This window comes from Winogradskyella echinorum (genome assembly GCF_014297365.1).
Classification (GTDB): domain Bacteria; phylum Bacteroidota; class Bacteroidia; order Flavobacteriales; family Flavobacteriaceae; genus Winogradskyella; species Winogradskyella echinorum.
The window spans coordinates 609,901-629,914 of record NZ_JACOQD010000001.1 but is presented as its reverse complement, the minus strand read 5'-3'; the positions used below and the strand labels follow the sequence as shown (position 1 = coordinate 629,914).

Annotated in this window: 18 protein-coding genes and 1 riboswitch; of the genes, 6 read left to right on the top strand and 12 right to left on the bottom strand. The window is 34.2% G+C overall.

The features are described from left to right. Window positions 1–29: 29 nt before the first annotated feature. Window positions 30–1,091 (bottom strand): arsenosugar biosynthesis radical SAM (seleno)protein ArsS, encoded by a 1,062-nt coding sequence (gene arsS / locus H8K90_RS02735; RefSeq protein ID WP_186844401.1) that lies wholly within the window; start codon window positions 1,089–1,091, stop codon window positions 30–32. Between the two features lie 84 nt (window positions 1,092–1,175). Beyond that, window positions 1,176–1,511 carry an arsenosugar biosynthesis-associated peroxidase-like protein gene (locus tag H8K90_RS02730; RefSeq protein WP_186844400.1) on the bottom strand — a complete coding sequence of 112 codons (336 nt, stop codon included), beginning with the start codon at window positions 1,509–1,511 and terminating at the stop codon, window positions 1,176–1,178. 186 nt (window positions 1,512–1,697) lie between these two features. Between H8K90_RS02730 and xdhC the strand changes: the two genes are divergently transcribed. The 3 genes from xdhC (at window position 1,698) to H8K90_RS02715 (ending at window position 4,062) form a co-directional block, all read left to right on the top strand. Beyond that, window positions 1,698–2,477: a xanthine dehydrogenase accessory protein XdhC gene (xdhC, locus tag H8K90_RS02725; protein ID WP_186844399.1), complete on the top strand. Its 780-nt coding sequence runs from the start codon at window positions 1,698–1,700 to the stop codon at window positions 2,475–2,477. Window positions 2,478–2,563: 86 nt separating this feature from the next. Then, entirely contained in the window at window positions 2,564–3,571 is a 1,008-nt protein-coding gene (locus H8K90_RS02720; RefSeq protein WP_186844398.1) for a hypothetical protein, read from the top strand. Next, the gene (locus tag H8K90_RS02715) at window positions 3,568–4,062 is read left to right on the top strand and encodes a nucleoside-triphosphatase (RefSeq protein ID WP_186844397.1); all 495 of its coding nucleotides are present in this window, start codon (window positions 3,568–3,570) and stop codon (window positions 4,060–4,062) included. The genes H8K90_RS02720 and H8K90_RS02715 overlap by 4 nt, the downstream gene beginning before the upstream one ends. Window positions 4,063–4,113: 51 nt before the next feature. Here the strand turns inward: H8K90_RS02715 and H8K90_RS02710 are convergent, their stop codons facing one another. The 10 genes from H8K90_RS02710 to H8K90_RS02665 all read right to left on the bottom strand — a co-directional run bounded on the left by H8K90_RS02710 (window position 4,114) and on the right by H8K90_RS02665 (window position 16,716). After that, entirely contained in the window at window positions 4,114–4,632 is a 519-nt protein-coding gene (locus tag H8K90_RS02710; RefSeq protein WP_222611303.1) for a hypothetical protein, read from the bottom strand. After that, the gene (locus H8K90_RS02705; protein WP_186844396.1) at window positions 4,610–5,026 is read right to left on the bottom strand and encodes a hypothetical protein; all 417 of its coding nucleotides are present in this window, start codon (window positions 5,024–5,026) and stop codon (window positions 4,610–4,612) included. The genes H8K90_RS02710 and H8K90_RS02705 overlap by 23 nt, the downstream gene beginning before the upstream one ends. A 21-nt stretch (window positions 5,027–5,047) precedes the next feature. Further along, window positions 5,048–7,381: a xanthine dehydrogenase molybdopterin binding subunit gene (locus H8K90_RS02700; RefSeq protein ID WP_222611302.1), complete on the bottom strand. Its 2,334-nt coding sequence runs from the start codon at window positions 7,379–7,381 to the stop codon at window positions 5,048–5,050. Then, window positions 7,374–8,783 carry an FAD binding domain-containing protein gene (locus H8K90_RS02695; RefSeq protein ID WP_186844395.1) on the bottom strand — a complete coding sequence of 470 codons (1,410 nt, stop codon included), beginning with the start codon at window positions 8,781–8,783 and terminating at the stop codon, window positions 7,374–7,376. The genes H8K90_RS02700 and H8K90_RS02695 overlap by 8 nt, the downstream gene beginning before the upstream one ends. Window positions 8,784–9,021: 238 nt before the next feature. Then, the gene (locus tag H8K90_RS02690) at window positions 9,022–9,495 is read right to left on the bottom strand and encodes a nucleoside deaminase (protein ID WP_186844394.1); all 474 of its coding nucleotides are present in this window, start codon (window positions 9,493–9,495) and stop codon (window positions 9,022–9,024) included. A 93-nt stretch (window positions 9,496–9,588) separates the two neighbouring features. After that, a complete protein-coding gene (locus H8K90_RS02685) occupies window positions 9,589–11,043 on the bottom strand; it encodes a membrane dipeptidase (protein WP_186844393.1) in 1,455 nt (484 codons plus the stop codon). Between the two features lie 41 nt (window positions 11,044–11,084). Further along, window positions 11,085–12,332, bottom strand: a complete 1,248-nt coding sequence (locus tag H8K90_RS02680) for an NAD(P)/FAD-dependent oxidoreductase (RefSeq protein WP_186844392.1) — start codon at window positions 12,330–12,332, stop codon at window positions 11,085–11,087. Between the two features lie 69 nt (window positions 12,333–12,401). Then, window positions 12,402–13,409 (bottom strand): alpha/beta fold hydrolase, encoded by a 1,008-nt coding sequence (locus H8K90_RS02675; protein ID WP_186844391.1) that lies wholly within the window; start codon window positions 13,407–13,409, stop codon window positions 12,402–12,404. 73 nt (window positions 13,410–13,482) lie between these two features. After that, entirely contained in the window at window positions 13,483–14,781 is a 1,299-nt protein-coding gene (locus H8K90_RS02670) for an O-acetylhomoserine aminocarboxypropyltransferase/cysteine synthase family protein (RefSeq protein WP_186844390.1), read from the bottom strand. Window positions 14,782–14,902: 121 nt separating this feature from the next. Continuing rightward, window positions 14,903–15,026, bottom strand: a riboswitch (SAM riboswitch). A gap of 139 nt (window positions 15,027–15,165) precedes the next feature. Further along, complete coding sequence (locus H8K90_RS02665; protein ID WP_186844389.1) at window positions 15,166–16,716, bottom strand: hypothetical protein; 1,551 nt, start codon at window positions 16,714–16,716, stop codon at window positions 15,166–15,168. Between the two features lie 145 nt (window positions 16,717–16,861). On the opposite strand from H8K90_RS02665, the gene H8K90_RS02660 reads away from it, so the two are divergent. From H8K90_RS02660 to leuD, 3 genes are read left to right on the top strand one after another with little or no spacing between them, the layout of a single operon-like run. Next, window positions 16,862–18,037 carry a 2-isopropylmalate synthase gene (locus H8K90_RS02660; RefSeq protein WP_186844388.1) on the top strand — a complete coding sequence of 392 codons (1,176 nt, stop codon included), beginning with the start codon at window positions 16,862–16,864 and terminating at the stop codon, window positions 18,035–18,037. Further along, a complete protein-coding gene (gene leuC, locus H8K90_RS02655) occupies window positions 18,038–19,423 on the top strand; it encodes a 3-isopropylmalate dehydratase large subunit (protein WP_186844387.1) in 1,386 nt (461 codons plus the stop codon). Continuing rightward, window positions 19,423–20,013 carry a 3-isopropylmalate dehydratase small subunit gene (gene leuD, locus H8K90_RS02650; RefSeq protein ID WP_186844386.1) on the top strand — a complete coding sequence of 197 codons (591 nt, stop codon included), beginning with the start codon at window positions 19,423–19,425 and terminating at the stop codon, window positions 20,011–20,013. Before leuC ends, leuD begins: the two co-directional genes overlap by 1 nt. The last annotated feature ends 1 nt before the right edge of the window (window position 20,014 follow it).

Here is a 20,014-nt window from a genome sequence, read left to right as displayed (position 1 = left end):
TTTCCCCTCTGGGGAACTAAAGGGGCTTTTTATGCGACGCTTCCTTGACAACTACTACCTGCACCAGCTGTACAACCATAACAATGTTGGGAAATAACAATATTTCTACCTTCAAGCAAATCTTCATTGTATTCTGAAATGTGTTTCACTTTACTATTTACAGGCAATTCTAACATTTGGTTAAAATCGCAATCAAACAAATAGCCATCCCAACTTACTGAAAGCGTATTGGTACACATCACGTTTTCTACTGCTGCTGGATTATAGGCTTCAACAAGTGAATACATATAATCTTCATAATTTTCAGATGCAATTAAGTAGTCTAAAAATCGTGAAATTGGTAAATTAGTAATCGCGAATAAATTATGAAATTGAATATTAAAATCATCAAGCAATGCTTTCTTGAAATCCTTTTCCATTGATGCTTGGTCTCCAGGTAAAAAAGCACCTGAAGGATTATAAACCAAATCTAATCTTAAATCAGAATCTGGCATGCCGTAACCGACAGCATTTAATTCTTGCAAAGCCTTAATGGATTTATCAAAAACACCATCACCACGTTGTTTGTCTGTTTTTCCACGTGTCCAGTGTGGCATTGAGCTTACGACATGCACATTATGTTTTTTAAAGAATTCTGGTAGGTCGTGATATTTTTTGTTCGCACGAATAATAGTCAAGTTAGAACGCACAATAAAATCTTTGATGCCTGCTTTGGCAGCTTCTTCCACAAACCATCTAAAATCTGGATTCATTTCTGGTGCACCACCTGTTAAGTCGAGTGTATGTGCTCCAGTGTTTTTTATCACTTCAAGACATTGACGCATCGTATCGCGAGTCATAATCTCTTTTCTGTCTGGACCAGCATCGACATGGCAGTGATCACAAACTTGGTTACACATATAACCAACATTAATTTGAAGTATTTCTAACTTTTTAGCTTTAAGTGGAAACTGATTCGTTTCGGAAATTTTGTTTTTAAACGTGGGCAATTCACCATTTTGAAAAATTCCATTAGATAAAATCTCAAGTTGTCTATTACTTTGTGCTAAATCGCTTCCTTGTTTTTTTAGGGATTTGGTTGCTGTCGCCATCAATCTGTTTCGGGTTTGTTATGCTTACTTAATTATTACTTATAGGTTTTCCCCTTAGGGGAAATGTCCGTAGGACAATGGGGATTACCCATCTAACTTATTCACCTTGTTCATCATTTGCACTCCATGTACCAAAGTAGCTCCACTTTTTATAGCCGCGCCAACATGTATAGCTTCCATCATTTCTTCTTTAGTAACACCTCGTTGAAGTGTGTCTTTAGTATACGCATCGATACAATATGGACATTGTTCTGTATGCGAAACAGCTAATGCAATCAGTGATTTTTCTCTTGCGGTTAATGCACCTTCTTCAAACACTTTACCATAATAATCAAAAAACTTGTTGCCAAGTTCTTCATCCCATTCCGTTATATTTCCAAATTTTCTTAGATCAGCAGGATCGTAATATGTTTTTGACATGAATTATTTTTTATAATTTGTATAAGAAATCAATATAATACTTTTTGTCGAAGTTAATTCTTGTAGATTACATAAAAGCTATTTTTTTTAATCTAAAATTCCTTTATTATTAAATATCAACATTTAGCAGAGGCTTGTAGCTTGTCTCAAAAAAACCTTACTTTTAATTCCTCTTTTCGATTTAAAATGAAGAACTGGATAGAAATTTTATCTGAATTCAAAAAAAAACAGCAACCTGTTGCGCTTGTAACTGTTACAAAGTGTTATGGATCAACTCCATGTGTTTTAGGTTCGCGAATGATAATTACAGAAGAGAAAGAACTTTTTGGAACTATTGGAGGAGGAAAATTAGAATTTTTAGCCATAGACCAAGCCATTAAGGCACTTCAGGAAAATAAAATCATTGAATCTGGTTACACATTAGGACCAGAGTTTGAACAATGCTGTGGAGGAAAAGTTGAATTTATAATAGAACCCATGAACCAATCACCAGAATTATTCTTATTTGGAGCAGGACATATAGGTCAAGAAATTGCCAGCCTATTAGTAGGTACACCATTTAAAGTCAACCTTATCGATTCGAGAACCGATTGGTTTTCAGAAAAGGAATTAGATCCTAGTATTAATCCTTGTCAGGTAAGTGAGATAGATTTTAAAACCTTTAGGGATGCTGTAAAATGGGGCAGAAACTGTTACGTCATTGCGTTGACTCATAACCATGCTATTGACTTTGATATTATTTCTATGGCTTTGCAAAACGAAACCAAATTTTTAGGGTTAATAGGAAGTAAAACTAAGAAAGCAAGATTCCATAATATGCTAATTAAAGAAATGGGAATAGAAGACGGAATGAAAAATGTAGTTTGCCCAATAGGTTTGCCAATAGGTGGAGATACGCCAAAGGAAATTGCAATTAGTGTTGTTGCTCAGCTGTTGCAGGTGCATTATCAAGGTTTGAAGAACTAGTTGTCACACTGAGCGCAGTCGAAGTGCATATGAAAAATGAAGTAGAATAAACCCTAAAGAGATTCCTGCCTTCGCAGGAAGTTAGTATGAAAAACAACAAATCCATCATAGACAAATTAACCGCACTTTGGGCACTTAACGAATCTGGTTTAGGTGGATTTCTACACGTTTTTAATACACCATTTACAGGATTAATTGTTGGTGGCATTGCGATTTTGCTGATTAGTTTAATCGCTTATTATGCTGAAAATAAATGGCAAGCCATATTAAAAGCACTCGTTATTGTACTAATTATAAAAATGGCAGTAAGTCCATACTCTCCTTTTGGAGCCTATATTGCTGTTAGTTTTCAAGCCCTATTTGGTGCGTTTTTGTTTTCAAATTTTTCTTGGAAAGGTTTGACATTGATGATTTTTGGGATGGTGACGTTTTTAGAATCTGCACTTCAAAAATTATTGATTCTCACTATTGTTTATGGTACAGAATTATGGGAAGCTGTCAATATTTATGGTGCTTGGGTTCAGAAAAAATTAGATTTTGTTTCAGAAACATCGACCACGTCATTTTTAGTGATCTTATATCTTTCGGTTTATGGTGTTTGTGGGATTTTAGCAGGCATATTCATTAAAAACATTATTAAAATTATAGCCAGTAAAAAAGAAGAAGATTTCTATTTAGAACCTCAAGCTATAGAACCTAAAAATCAGAAGAAAAAAGTGGCATTCAGAACCAAAGTTATTTGGGTTTGGCTAATCACAGTTGCTGTAATTGTATTAGCATTTTCATTGTTTGGTGGTGATTTATTTGGGTGGCAAAAGGCAGTGTATATTTTGTTGCGAAGCTTTTTAATTTTAATGCTTTGGTATTTAGTAATTGGTCCATTTTTATTAAAAGTGATTCGAAAATATTTGAATAAGAAAGAATCGCAATACAAGGAAGAGATTACCAATGCCATGGATTTGTTTCCGTATTTCCGACAGATTTTGGCTTATACTTGGAAAGAAACAGCCAATTTAAAAGGATATAACAGATTCAAATACTTTATAGCGAATAGCATTTCTAATTGCATTCATTTTAAATTGCCTTCGGAATGATTTATATCCTCACTGGCAACATCAGAACAGGAAAAACAACTGCTTTGTTAGAGTGGGTAAGTGGTAGAACAGATATTGATGGATTATTGTGTCCTGATGGCGACAATGGAAAACGCTATTTTTTGAAAATTGAATCTCAAGAGAAATTTGAACTTGAAGTTGAATCTGAATCTGAAAAAACGATTGCCATTGGACCTTTTCAGTTTTTGAAGTCTGCTTTTGAAGAAGCAAATAAATACTTACTAGAAGCTAATGAGAGAAGAGATTTTAAATATTTAATTATTGATGAATTAGGTAAACTAGAATTGAAAAATGAAGGTTTAAATCATGCCGCTGAAATTTTGATTCCACAATATGTTATGAATGAATACTTTCATTTAATAATTGTGGTAAGGGAATCATTGATTGAAGAAACTTTAAAACACTATAATATTTTTAAGTATAAAATTATAATGAAAGATGATTTGAAATCTTTATCATTCCGCACCTAATGCGGAATCCATTTTGAACCTTGAAGAGATTCCTGCCTTCGCAGGAATTTGTTAACTAAAAAGCGTCTCACTCAAAGCATAATAAATAGCCATTAGAGCAGAAAAAATAGCAGACCCTAGAAAACGCCATTTTAGTTTAAAGCGATTTTGAATGATATAATTCGCAATAAACGAAATCAAAATGTTTGCTAAAAATGACCAAAACGCAATCTCTAATAAGTTCCATCCAATAGCTTCAAACTGACCTGAAAATAGTTTAATAAAAAGTAAGTGTCTCGCAATCCACAACGGATTAAAATAAGCTATAGCTAAACCTGTCTTTACTAATGTGGCTTTAATGCCATTTAGAAATTGGGTCTTTTTTACAATCCAGTCGAAGTAATTTGGGATTTCAAAAGCGTAAAACGTTGCTCCAACTAACATCATTCCCAATAAACGAGTTAATGAAAATTCATCTAACAAAAGTACAGCAATGGTATCACCGGCACTGTAAATAAGTGCGCCTTTGAGGATGTTTTGTTTTTTGTAGTGTAGTGCGATAGTTTTTTTATTTTGTGTATAATTTTTCAATTAGGGAGTAGTTGCCAATTACAAAGTGTTCTAAATATTTTAAGGATTTATCAAAGCTATTAGACCAAACGTCATCTACTACCATTTTTTCTTTTTCACCTAATAATCCAAATAGAATTTTTACTTTTTTAGGGCGATTATACCATAATGAGAATTCTAATTTTTTGGTGTTATCATAATTAGCAGTTAGGCAAAAGCTCTTTTCATTTGTAAGACTAGTAAAATCTAATGAAGGGCTATAGCAAACATCTCCTTCATTTAATGAATCTAAAAGTTCTAGTTTTTCAACCCAAGGATATTCTTTGGCAATCCTTAAAACTTCATTACCAGAGATGGGATTGTCTCTATATTCAATATTTTCTTTTTCTGGATGACAAATAGAATATTTAAACATTTTGTATTTGTTGCGATTTAATTATTTCTTTTGACTTTCATATAAACTCATCAGAACCTTCTCAGGTGTCATTGGTGCATGAAATTTTAAATCATAGTTTGGATTAAACGCCTTTATCGCATTCTGAATTGCAAAATAAGCTCCGATACCATACATTAGAGGTGGTTCACCTACAGCTTTAGATTTCAATATTGCTAATTCGTGACCCTGAGTTTCTACAGGAATCACTTCCACGTCTTTAGGTACCGAAAATATATCAGGAATCTTATAGGTTGATAAGGCATTCGACAATAAGCGACCTTCATCATTATAAGCAATCTCTTCCATCGTCATCCAACCAATACCTTGTGCCAATGCACCTTCAACTTGACCTAAATCAATGCCTTCACTCATGCTTTTTCCGTAATCGTGAACAATCTTTACACTATCAAATTCATACGTGCCTCGAGTACAATCTACGGTAACCGTTGTGATTGCTGTTCCATACACATGATAAGCAAAAGGGTGACCTTTTTCTTTGGTTTTATCGAAGTGAATTTCTGGTGTTGCGTAGTGTGCATTTTCGGTTAAAGCCACACGTTTTAGCATCGCTTTACTAATAAGTTCTGTCCAAGTTAAATCTGTTTTTTTGTCATTAATATAAACCACTTCATCTTTAAAAGTAATATCTTTTTCTGAGGTATTTAAGTCTTCTGAAGCCACTAATTTTAAACGTTCTACCAAAGCATTACAAGCCATCAATGTTGCTTTTCCGTTTAAATCTGCTGTTGAACTTGCAGCAGAAGGTGAGGTGTTGGCAACACGAGTGGTATTGGTGGTTTCAATCTTAATTTTTTCAATAGGAATCGAAAATACATCAGCAGCAATTTGCATCATTTTAGTATTCACTCCTTGTCCCATTTCCACAGCAGCTGTGCTAATGCCAACACTGCCATCTAAATAAATATGAACCAACGCACGAGCATGATTCATTGGTGTATTGGTAAACGAAATACCAAAACAAATAGGCATTAATGCGATTCCTTTTTTAAAGCTCGAATTATTAGAATTGAAATCTTTAACCTCTTGTTCTAATGCATCTAAATCGTAAATGGATTTAGCAGAATTCCAGCTATTTTTAGCTTCTACTTTTTTAGCAATTTGTCCATAAGAAAACGTGTCGTTTTCATCCAATAAGTTAGCTTCTTGAATAGCTCTTGGATGCACACCAATTTCATTTGCAGCTTTTGCTATGGCTGATTCTATAACAAACATACCTTGAGGTCCACCAAAACCTCTAAATGCCGTATTTGGAGGTAAATTGGTTTTGCAGCTCAATACTTTTGTAGTGACGTTTGGTACAAAATAACTGTTGGTGGCATGGAATAATGTTCGCTCTGCAATAGCAGGAGATAAGTCTGCTGCTGCTCCTGAATTCTGAAGAAATTCAGCCTCGTAAGCTAGTATTTTTAGATCTTTAGATAATCCGATTTTATATGAACTTTCATAAGGATGACGTTTGCCTGTCATGCGTAAATCGTCATGTCGATTCAATATTAATTTTACGGATTGGTTTAAATGATACGTTGCCAAAGCTGCCATCACAGCCCAAGGAGTCGCTTGGTCTTCTTTGCCACCAAATCCACCACCAAGACGTGTGACATCAACTTCAATTTTGTGCATGGCAACACCCAAAACGCGTGCGACTGTTTTCTGAACAGCAGTTGGTCCTTGAGTAGATGAGGTAATTTTTATATTACCATTTTCCATCGGTTCTGCGTAAGCTCCTTGTGCTTCGATGTATAAATGTTCCTGACCGTTTGAGAAGGTTTCTCCTTCAAAAATATAGTCACAGTTTGTGAATGCTTTTTCGGAATCACCTAAGCTAAAAGAACGTGGTGCATTAATAAAGCTGCCTTTTGCCTTAGCTTCTTTTGCTGTTGTAATGACTGGTAAATCTTCAATTTCAATGTCGATTAAACCTCTTGCTTTTCTTGCAATAAATTCGGTTTTAGCAACAATTAAGGCAATTGGCATTCCCCAAAAATGAACATCCTCTTCGGCAAATAAAGGTTCGTCTGCAATGATGCCGCCAATTTCATTTTGACCAGGAATATCTTTGTAAGTAAAAATACGTTCGACACCTTCTAATGCTTCTGCCTTAGAATAATTGATATGCTTTATTTTTCCGTGTGCTTTTGGTGAATCAAAAACCACTGCGTGAAACGTACCTTGTCTAATATTTACATCGTCAACATACAAGGACTCACCTCGAACATGTGTGTAAGAATCAAGGTTTTTAATGCTTCGTTTTAATGATTTTGAAACCGCATCTAACTTTGTGTTGAGCTCGTTATTGGTCTTGTTTTTATGCATGTTGAACAAAATCGTTTAAAGTGAATTGCTTTGGAAATAACGCTGTAAAATGCGCAAAGAACAATTGTCTTCCTAACAGACGCTTATAGTCGCTTGTGCCACGAACATCACTAATTGGACTGATTTCATTTTGAAGTATCTCGTTAGCTTCTAGTATCGTTTCTGAATTCAAAGTTTTTCCTACTAAAAATGCTGACGTATCGTGTAAATATTTCGGAATTGCGGCAACTCCTCCAATCGACACATTGGCCTCTGTAATAGTTCCGTTTTCAACGTTTATACTTAAGGCAGAATTCACGCTGGCAATATCTAAATGGGTGCGTTTGCAAACTTTTTCGAAATTGAAAAATGAGTGCACTGTTGGTAACTTAAAGCTAATAGCTTTTAAAAGTTCTCCGTCTTTTAAATCGTATGTCTTATAATCCTGAAAGAAGTTTTTGAGCGCAATTGTTCGCTCTTTATGTTTTTCATTGATAATGGTGATATCGCTATTTAATGCCAAAAAGAAAATGGTCATATCTCCAATAGGCGACGCATTCACAAGATTTCCGCCAAGTGAAGCCATATTTCTAATCTGTTCTGAAGAGACTAATTTTAAATGCTTTTTTAGGTTTGGAAAAAACGTGTTGAGTTCGGTGTGATTCCATAAATCGGAAACTGTAGCGTTGGTTCCGATGGTGCAAATTCCATTTTCAATTTTGATACCTTTTAAATAATCCTTTTCAGCAATAAGATGCACATCGTTATCTGCTAAATGATCCGCTTGTTGAACGTATAAGTCAGTTCCGCCAGAAACATACTTTCCTTTAGGTTGGTTTAAATCGGCAATTTCAATGTCCTTTAAACGTTTTGGAATACTTTCAAAATACGCTGGAATAAAATCATTTTCAACGAGCCAATTAATAGAATTTTGTTTTTGATGCTCTAGTTTTTCAACCACTTGATGAGCCGCTTTTTCAATCGCTTTATAACCTGTGCATCGGCAAATATTTCCACTAATAGCATCTAAGGCATTGTTGTAATTGTATTCTGAATTTGATAACGCAAAACCAGTTAAAGCCACCACAAAACCTGGTGTGCAAAAGCCACATTGCGTGGCGTAATTGGCTTTCATAGCTTCTTGAGCTGTGGTTAGTTTGTCTTTAAGGTTTGTGCCTTCAACCGTGACGATATGTTTGCCATGTGCATTGCCTAATGGTGAAATACAAGAGGTGATACTTTGGTAATTAATCCTGTCATTCTCTAAAGTGCCAACTAAAACGGTACAAGCTCCACAATCCCCTTCACGACAACCGATTTTTGTTCCTGTAAGACGTTGCTGGTAGCGCACAAAATCCAAAAGGGTCATTCCAGAGTTTTCTGGAGTTGTAATGGTTTTGTTATTTAGGATGAAGGTTATCATATTTATTTTAGTTTTTCTTGTTCATTTTGTCTTGAAACAAAACGAACCAAAAATTCAAAACGATTTATTAGGAAATTGCTAAAGCACCATTCGCTTTCAAAGCTACATGCTTGAAGCTGCGCTTCGCAGTTCCGCTTTTTCGCTCTCTATTTCTGAAAATCGTTGCTTCCGACTATGTCGGAAATTGGGACTTGAATTTTTACTAAATTCTCTGTTTAACCCAAATTTAGTTTTTTATTTAATATTCAGTTTTATCTTCTTTCTTACTCCATTCCTCAAATGGTTCTAAAGCAATTTCTCGAGCTAATTGTTCAAACGGAATACTTCGTTTTTCGTAAGGTAATGGAATTTCCTTGTAAATAAACTCGTCATCAAAACCAATATTAGCAGCATCTACTTGGTTGCTTCCGTAATACACTTTATCTGGTCGTGCCCAATAAATAGCTCCTAAACACATTGGGCAAGGTTCGCAAGAGGTGTAAATTTCGCAACCATCTAATTGAAACGAATCTAGATTTTTACAAGCATCTCTAATGGCTGTTACTTCGGCATGTGCTGTTGGGTCGTTGGTTGAGGTAACTTTGTTATTGCCTCGACCTACAATTTTTCCGTCTTTAACAACGACGCAACCAAATGGGCCTCCTTCATTGTTGTTCATGCCTTTTAATGCTGCGTTAACAGCTTCTTTCATGAATTTTTGTTTATCTGTCATATTCTTTTTTTCTTTTTAAACCCATCCCTAGCCGTTTCGTCGCTAAAGCTATGAAGCGTCAGAGACCTTCCAAAGAAGGGAACACAAAATACGTTATTTGAAATTGCGTTTTAGAAATTCATCTGCATTTATAAATAGTAATCGATCTATAATTTCTTGAGCTGAAATCTTATTTTGCGTTTTCAAATTACCACCATTTTTATCGAGATAGTCTTGGGCTTTTTCAATTAAATACGGTTTTATAGTTTCAATATTTTCTGCTGTCCAAAGTCCTTTTATCGGATTTACAATACCATCAAAATCAGAGCCTATTGCGACAGTTTCCCAACAAAATAAATCATTTTTGTTCAGAATTTCGGCAATATGCTGAACTTGATTCCAGATTAATTCTGATTTGTTTTTATAACGACGTTTCTTGCTTGGCCAGTAAATCCGAGAACTGCGAATTGCACTTTTGCTAGCAATACGTCGTTCATCTAACTGTAATCCAAAAATACCTTTAGATTTTGCAATTCGCAAGATTTCCAAATCATAAAAGTTAATATCTACATCACTAAATGCTTTACTGAGTTTAGTATCTGATGCTTTCCATTCTACAATAGATCGCTTTCCGTTAACAGCTCCATGACTCACAATAATTGGTATATTTTCATTGGCATATTTGGTTTCTAATAATTGATAATAGGTTTTTCGAGACGCAGTACTCATGTGTTTTACATCAATAAGTATGCGTTTGTTTTCGGAATTATCTAATAGTTTGTCAATGACTTTAAAACCCAATTCTGTGATGTCTGAGTTAAGTCCTCTATTTTGTTGTTTCTTTATTAAACCAATACCAATGCTTCTGGCATGACCACAAATTTCATTGTAAAAATGGTGTGCCAAGGTGATGAAAAATGGTCTGTGTTCCCAGTTTTTTACTAGGTCAATATGGTTTAAAACGGTCGTTTCAACTGCTGTGTTTTTATCTCTGTCTAGTCCTGTTTCAAAAGCATGAGCACCTTCAATGGTATTGACTAAACTGATGATTTTACGGTCAGTAGTTGAGGTGTTAATGTTGTTTTCAATATCAGAATAACTATTAACCAATCGATAGGTATAGGTAACTCCATCTATGATTTGTGCCATATTATGCAATTGCATATAGTAGGCATATTCATCTTTTAAATCTTGAAAATAACTCGAATGATTTCTTAAGTTGTCAATACGTTTTTGACTTACACCAGCTGCTAAATTCACTAATAAATCTGGAATAAATTTGAAGCCTAACATTTTGTCTTTCAGAAAATGTTTTTCGAAAGGGTAGAGGGAAATAACAGCAACATTGCAGCCTGCTTTTGCGAGTGCAGTTAAATCTGTTTGCGTAAATTTTGTTAGTGTTAGAACTCGGTTGACTTGTCTTTCTAAAAAATTAGGTGGACTATAATGCCAAATAGAATTTTTACGACCACTGTTTAACCTGTTTTGTTTTGGTGGTTGGTATTTAAAACTCTTGCCATAAGGTTTTAATGAAGGATGGCAATGTAAATCGATATAAGATCTGCTCATAGTCTAGCTAATTATGACCACGAAAAGATACTTGTTTTTTGTTAGAATTTTCTATCTGGATGAAATGGATTTAAATCAAGCGACGTCTTTTTTTCTGAAATAATCTCAGAAACTAAAAGCCCAGTTGCAGTTCCCATACTCCAGCCCATCATAGCATGACCAGCAGCAATAGTTAGATTTTTACATTTTGAAGATTTACCAATATATGGTAATCCATCAGGAGAAACAGGTCTTAAGCCACAAGCAGCATCAGCTTTTTCTTCTTCAGAAATCTTAATATTTGGGAAATATCTGCTTGCAGCATTGGCAATGGCTTCAACGCGGTTTTTGTTGATTTTGTGGTTTATTCCTGCGATTTCCATTGTGCCAGCAAAGCGTGTAAAACCGTTCATTGGAGTTACAGCGGTTTTGGCTTCGGCCAGAATTGCCGGTAAAGTAATACCATTGGATTGAGAGGTGTTGATGCGATAGCCTTTTCCTGCTTGCAACAATAAGTTTAGCTCTAATTTTTTGCTTAGTAACGCACTCCAAGAACCAGCTGCTAAAACAAATTCATCTGCTACTAAGGTTTGTTTATCGGTTTGTACAGAAGTGATGCTTTGGTCGCTTACTGTGATGTCTATAACTTTTTCATTAGGATAGAAATTTACTCCTGCATTTTTTAGATATGATTTCATATCGTTCATAAATTCGTGAGGAGTAGAATGGTGGTCGCATTTATAATAGATAGCTCCAATAGCATTTATGTCTACATTGGGTTCAAGTTCTTTTATTTCAGTAGGATTAACTTCTTTAGCGTCTAAACCCAATTCTACAGCCATTTTAGCCATTTCTAATTCCTCATCGAGCATTTTTTGAGTTTGACACAACATTAATAGACCTTTCTTTTCGTACTGTGATGTAAATTGTTCTGAGGTTTTTATCTCTTCGTAGATTTTTTGACTTAACACCGAAATATCTCGAATTACGGGAGCTGATTTTTTAACATGATTGGAGTTACACGATTTATTAAAAGCCCAAGTCCATTTTATAAAATCTGAATCTAATCGCGGTTTTATATATAGAGGACTAGAAGAATTAAACATCCATTTAATGCCTTTCTTCATCACACCAGGTGCTGATAATGGGATGATATGACTTGGCGATAAATATCCAGCGTTGACATAAGACGCACCAGCATCTAGATTAGATTGGTCAACAACAGTGACGTGATGTCCTTCTTTTTTTAGGTAATATGCAGAGCATAAACCTATGATTCCTCCGCCAATTACAATAATTTCTTTTTGCATATTGTACTCTCAATTTCGAAACTAAAAAACAAGTTAAGAATGTTTTTTTGATTTAGATGGCGCAAGGTCTTATGCTACATGTTTTTCTAGATTCTTATTAGGAATTTTTTCTACTTTAAATACTGGTTTCAAGAATTTCGCGAGCTGATCAAACTCTATTAAAAAAGCATCATGTCCATGAATAGATTTAATTTCATGAATATAGATATTGTCCTTTTTACTTTTTAGTTCAACATAGTCATTCCAGTTTTCTTCTGGTTTAAAAAACAAATCTGAATTTATAGTAATAATATGAATGTTTGAAGTAATCCTAGAAGCTACTTCCAAAAAACTTCCTCTTTTGTCAGTTATATCTATTGTTCTTAGAATTTGATTCATCATTTTATAGGCTGATAGATTAAAACGATTATTTAAATTATCACCATGATAGTTTAACCAAGATTCTATATTAAATAGCGCGTTGTCTTTTTTTGTTCTATCAAATTTTTGTTTTAAAGACTCTGGAGTGCGATATAAGGTCATGGCATGCATCCTTGCATCTGCCAATGGTTCTTTAGAATGATTTAAAATGGCGTCTTGGATATGGCAATTGGCAATTAGCCAATCCGTAGATTTCCAATCTGTAGCTACTGGAATTAAATGCTCAATTAAATTTGGTTTTAATGCAGCTAATTCCCAAGCAATTCCGCCACCAACAGAACCACCTATTACAGCAAAAAGTTGTGTTATTTTTAATTTTTCTACGCCTAAGGCGAACAATTTTGCAATATCACGAGCAGTAAAATCTTTATAGTTTTCAATGAGATTTTCAGATTTAGAATCGAATCCATTTCCTGGAATATTAAAGGCTAAAATAGTATAGGTTGCGGTGTCAATACATTTGTTAAGTCCAATTAAATCATTCCACCATCCGTTTTCACCAATAATAGTAGAATTGCCTGTTAGAGCATGATTTACTAACACGATTGGTGCGCTGTGTAATGGTTTGCCAAAAACTTGATAAGACAAATTTACACTTGTGCTTTTACCAGATTCTGTTTTATAATTAGAAATATTTATGTATTGCAATTTTTCCATTTCAAGAATTAAAATATTAAATAGATGCCTTCTATATAAAAGGCATCTATTACTAAACAAAACATGTTAAAGGCTAATTTTGAAGGGCACTTTTCTGTTTAACAACAGCAAAAGCTTCCTTTAAATCTGCTTTTAAGTCTTCTATATTTTCAATGCCTACAGATAAACGGATTAAATCTTTGGTAACACCTGTTGTCTCTTGCGCTTCATCACTTAATTGCTGATGCGTGGTACTTGCCGGATGGATAATTAAAGATTTTGTATCTCCAATATTAGCCAATAATGAAAATAGTTTGGTGGTATCTGCGATAGTTTTCGCAGCGTCATAACCTCCATCTGCACCAAACGTAACTATACCACTTTGCCCTTTAGGTAAGTATTTTTTAGCAAGACTGTTATATTTGCTAGTCTCTAATCCTGGATAATTTACCCATTTTACTTCTGGCTGCTCTTGTAACCATTTCGCTAGTTCGAGCGCATTTTCACTATGCTTTTTTATACGTAATTCTAAAGTCTCTAAACCTTGGATAATTTGAAACGCATTAAATGGACTCAATGCTCCACCATAATCTCTTAAGCCTTCAATTCTAATCTTGGCAATAAATGCAGCTGCACCAATAGCTTCGCTATATACTAATCCATGATAACCTGCTGATGGTTCTGTGAATTCTGGGAATTTTCCGTTGGTCCAATCAAAAGTACCAGCATCAATTATAACACCACCTAACGACGTTCCGTTGCCATTGATGTATTTTGTTAAAGAATGAATTACAATATTTGCTCCATGCTCAATTGGGTTGAGAAGGTAAGGAGTTGCTACTGTATTGTCCACTATTAATGGTACTTTATGTGCCTTTGCTTCTTTAGAAATTGCTTCTAAGTCTAAAACATCTAGCTTCGGATTTCCAAGAGATTCAACGAAAAAAGCTCTCGTGTTTTCTTGGGCTGCTTTTTCAAAATTTTCTGGATTAGATGGGTCTACAAATGTTGTTGTAATACCATGTCTAGGCAAGGTTACACTCAATAAGTTGTAGGTTCCTCCGTATAAACTGCTAGATGCCACAATGTGATCTCCAGCTTTTAATAAAGTTAAAAGGGTAGTTGAAATTGCTGCTGTACCAGATGCTGTGGCTACTGCTGCTATTCCGCCTTCTAATGCTGCTAATCGTTGTTCTAAAATGTCGTTTGTAGGATTATTTAATCTTGTGTAAATAAATCCTGGAACCGATAAATTGAATCGTCCTGCTGCATCATCCGAATCATCAAAAACATAAGCTGTAGATTGATAAATAGGAACAGCTCTTGTGCCTCCAGTTTGATTGGTGTCGTGTCCTGCGTGCAACGCTTGAGTTGCAAATTTTTGTGTACTCATTTTTCTAAGATTTTGAGTTAATAAATGATTAAAACAAAAGCCAAATAAGCCTCGTTAGAAGCGTACTTAATAAGAAAAATGTTAAAAAGAAATTGCTAATTACAGATGGGTAATTAGTCTTTAGTTATCTATCCGAAATTGCAAAAAATGACTTGCGCATTCAAGTAGAATTTAGCACCTTCTTAGTAAATCTAAGGGTTGCTAAGGCTTCATCGAGTCTATCTCTCCGCCTTTCTTGATAACATTTTCGGAAAACTAGAAATTTGAATTTAAAGTTTCCCTTTCAGTAAGTGTTTGAACTTTGTGAGTACAAATATTGCGACACAAAAATTTAATTTCCAAATTTATTTTAATTTTTATGACTTTTTTATGAGATTCGAAAAATCAAGGCGCATATTTTGTTAAATATTTAGTCTTAATTATTTGGCCAACAGGTTGGTTTTCAATTTTACTTTCTAGCCAAGAGATAATGTCTAAATAAAGGAAAGCTCTTCGCTCAAAAGGATGATCTTCATAAACTTTAAGGCGTTCTAATAAATCTTTGAAAGCATTTTTTAAATCATGTGGGTAAATATCTTGAAGTCCTCTAATAAATTTTATCATTTCTTTTTGCACCTCATGTAATTCATTCATTTTTATTAGGAATTTATAAGTGCTTCTTAAAAGTGTTTCTAAATGGTAATCTAGGCCTGCCTCGTAATGAGCAACAAGATTTAGTACTCTTGAAAAACATAGTAAATCCTCACGCATGGATAATGATTTGTTGGAGATAATTTTATCTAAATATTTAATACATATTTTGTTATTTCCAACTCCAAAATGCATACTCGCAAACTTGTAATAAAAAATCATTTTATGATGTGGATCAATACGTGAATCGTACAAAACAAGTTCTTTTTCGATTTTTGGAATCAATTCTAAACCGTCTTCAAAACTACCATCAATAAAATATTGATTGATATTATGAAAATTGGTATACAGAAAAACTAGTGCCGAAACATTTTCATCTTTGTTAAACTTAGTGCTGTTTACTGTGGATTTAAAATGTTCTAGCTTTTTTACAAATTTTGGTTTGTTTCTAATAAAAAATATAGATTCTAAAAGATAGTTGTTGCCTTTTAGGTAAAACACTGGGTTGAGGTTAATCATGCTTGGGTTTTGATGAAAAAGATCTACCCATTTCGATGCATATTTATAACAATTCAGAAAATCTTGCATTAAAAAACTGTACCATAAATAGGCCTTGTACAACCAAAGTTTTTCTCTAAAACCAACATTACTCATTTTAAATTTAGGAAGTCTTCCATTAAAGTACTTAGTAATCATTTGGCTCTCTTCTTCATTTTTTACATAACCAGTTTTTAAAATGATACTGTAAAGTTGTAATGATAAATTAGAGAGTTTACTGGCAATAACATTTAGTGCGCTCAGCTCTTTGGCTTGTATAGCTAATTCGTCGGCTCGTGTATTAATACTTCTGGTAATATACTGTGCTTCAATGATTTTTTCGAGTTCAACGATTTCAAAAGCTAAGTTTTTTTCTTCATTTACAATGGCTAAATCTTTGGCTTTATCTAATATTTTTAGACTTTGTTTGTATAAGCCTTTATGGTATAAAATGGATGCAAAATCGAGCTGTTCTCTAATTTGAGATCGTATATTTTGATGCGAAGGATTTAACTTAAGACTTATTAAAATCTGCTTATATAAATGCGCTTTTACATTGGCAATTTGCTGTTTTTTTACAATTCCACTTTTTATAATTAATGCTTCATTGTAGGATTTTGATTTGTCTAAAAGGTTAAAAAGTTTTAAAAATTTAGAATCAGAATTAACACCAAGCCTCCCAACATAAAGTTTAAACTGTCTTTTTTCAGACTTGGTTAATGACTTTACAAGAGAAAATAAATTATCTTTTTGGTCTTTAGTTGTCAATTTAAAATAGGCTTATAGTGTTAAAAATCAATTAATTGTATCGCAAATATGCTTTTGAACATCGTAAAATCAAATGAATGATAAGTGATTAAAATAAATTCAAAATATAAATTCGTAAGACAATACTATAAATATATTTTGATATATGTCAAATAACAATATACAAATCTTCGATACAACACTTCGCGATGGAGAGCAAGTTCCGGGTTGTAAACTCAACACAGATCAGAAAGTTGTCATTGCAGAGCAGTTAGATGCGCTAGGAGTTGATGTCATTGAAGCAGGTTTTCCAGTCTCTAGTCCTGGTGATTTTAAATCTGTGGAAGCAATTTCTAAAATAGTAAAAAATGCAACGGTCTGTGGTTTAACTAGGTCTGTAGAAAATGATATAAAAGTTGCTGCAGAAGCATTAAAGTATGCTGTAAAACCAAGAATACATACAGGTATAGGAACTTCAGAATCGCACATAGTTCATAAATTTAAAACAACACAAGAAGATATTTTAGAGCGTGCATATGCTGCAGTTAAATACGCCAAGTCTTTTGTGGAAGACGTTGAGTTTTATGCAGAAGATGCGGGCAGAACAGATAACGAATATTTAGCTAGAGTTTGTGAAGCTGCGATTAAAGCAGGTGCTACTGTTTTAAATATTCCTGATACAACAGGTTATTGTTTACCTAGTGAATATGGTGCTAAAATAAAATACTTAAAAGAGAATGTTAAAGGCATAGAAAAGGCCATTTTATCTTGTCATTGCCATAACGATTTAGGTTTGGCAACTGCTAATTCTATAGAGGGTGTGATTAACGGAGCACGCCAAATTGAATGTACAATAAACGGAATTGGCGAGCGTGCTGGTAACACGGCTTTAGAAGAGGTGGTAATGGTATTAAAGCAGCATCCATATCTTAAATTAGATACAAATATTAATACATCTATGCTTTATGGAATGAGTCAACTTGTTTCAGATAGTATGGGTATTTATACACAGCCAAATAAAGCTATTGTTGGTGCAAATGCTTTTGCTCATAGTTCTGGTATTCATCAAGATGGTGTAATAAAAAATAGAGAAACTTACGAGATTATAGATCCTAAAGATGTAGGTGTTACTGAATCTGCAATAGTATTAACTGCAAGGAGCGGAAGAGCTGCATTAGCTTACAGAGCTAAAAATGTTGGTTACGAACTAACTAAACTTCAGTTAGATGATGTGTATGCAAATTTCTTAAGTTTTGCAGATAAAAAGAAAGAAATCAATGATAACGATATCCATCAAATTATTGAAACTAGTAATGTTTACCAACAAATAATTTCAGCTTAAATGTCTAAGAAAACACTATTCGATAAGGTCTGGGATTCGCATGTGGTCAGTAGTATTGAAAATGGTCCGCAGATACTTTATATTGATAAACATTTAATACACGAAGTAACAAGTCCACAGGCTTTCAATGAATTGGAAGAACGTGGAATTCCTGTTTTTAGGCCTAATCAAATTTTAGCCACAGCAGATCATAATACACCAACATTAAATCAAGATCAACCAGTTAGAGATGCTCTGTCTAGACAGCAACTAGAACAATTGTCTAAAAACTGTGAAAAAAACAATATTACATTATATGAGTTAGGACATAAGTATAATGGGATTGTGCATGTAATGGCTCCTGAGTTAGGAGTGACACAACCAGGCTTGACCATGGTCTGCGGTGACAGTCATACATCAACTCATGGTGCCTTTGGAGCTATTGCATTTGGTATAGGAACAAGCCAGGTAGCGCAAGTTTTTGCGAGCCAGTGCTTGTTGCTTACCAAACCCAAAAGTTTAAGGGTTACCGTTAATGGAAAATTAAAGAATGGCGTCTTACCAAAAGATGTCATTCTTTATATCATCTCAAAACTAGGTACTAATTCTGGCACCGGATATTTTTGTGAATATGCCGGAAATGTTTTTGAAGAGATGAGTATGGAAGGTCGTATGACCGTCTGTAATATGAGTATTGAAATGGGAGCACGTGGTGGCATGATTGCGCCAGATGAAACGACTTTTGAATATGTAAAAGGAAGAGAATTTGCACCAAAAGGTGAAGATTTTGAAAAGAAAGTAGCCTATTGGAAAACCTTACCGACGGATGAAGGAGCACAATTCGATAAAGAATATCATTTCGATGCGGAAGACATTGAGCCAATGATTACCTATGGAACCAATCCTGGAATGGGAATTAAAATTTCTGAAAACATTCCGGTTGATGAAAATCCGTCCTTCAAAAAATCACTAGCTTATATGAATTTTGAAGCTGGTGAAAGCCTAATTAACAAACCTATAAATTTTGTGTTTATAGGAAGCTGTACCAATTCTAGAATTGAAGATTTTAGGGTAGCTGCAGAATTTATAAAAGGAAAGAAAAAAGCTGATAATGTAACTGCATGGTTAGTTCCAGGTAGTAAGCAAGTGGAGGCTCAAATTATAGAAGAAGGTTTAAAGACTGTTTTTGATGAAGCTGGATTTGAATTGCGTCAACCAGGTTGTTCTGCTTGTTTAGCGATGAATGATGATAAGATTCCTCAAGGTGAATATTGTGTGTCTACTTCTAATAGAAATTTTGAAGGACGACAAGGTCAAGGCTCCAGAACCATTTTAGCAAGCCCATTAGTTGCAGCAGCTACAGCTGTTGAAGGAAAAATAATTGATATTACAAAACATTTAAATTAATGGAAAAGTTTACAACACTAAATTCTAGAGCCATTCCATTACAAATTGAGAATGTAGATACAGATCAAATTATTCCTGCACGTTTTCTTAAAGCCACTGACAGAAAAGGATTTGGGGATAACGTATTTAGAGATTGGAGATATCATAAAGACGGAACGGTTAATACTGATTTTGTTCTTAATGATTCAAGATATACTGGGAGCATTTTAGTTGCTGGTGATAATTTTGGTTGTGGATCGAGTAGAGAACATGCAGCTTGGGCAATTACAGATTATGGATTTAAAGTGGTTGTGTCTAGTTTCTTTGCAGATATCTTTAAAGGAAATGCTCTGAATAATGGCTTGTTGCCTGTTCAGGTTTCAAAAGAATTTTTGCGTGACCTGTTTCAGCAAATTGAGTCCAATCCACAAACAGAATTAGAAGTTAACCTTGAAAAACAGACTATTTCAGTAAAAGATTTAGATTTATCTGAAGACTTTGAAATAGATACTTATAAGAAAACATGCATGATTAATGGATATGATGATATCGATTATCTAGTCAATAATAAAGAACAAATTGAGGCTTTTGAAGCTCAAAAAATATACTAAT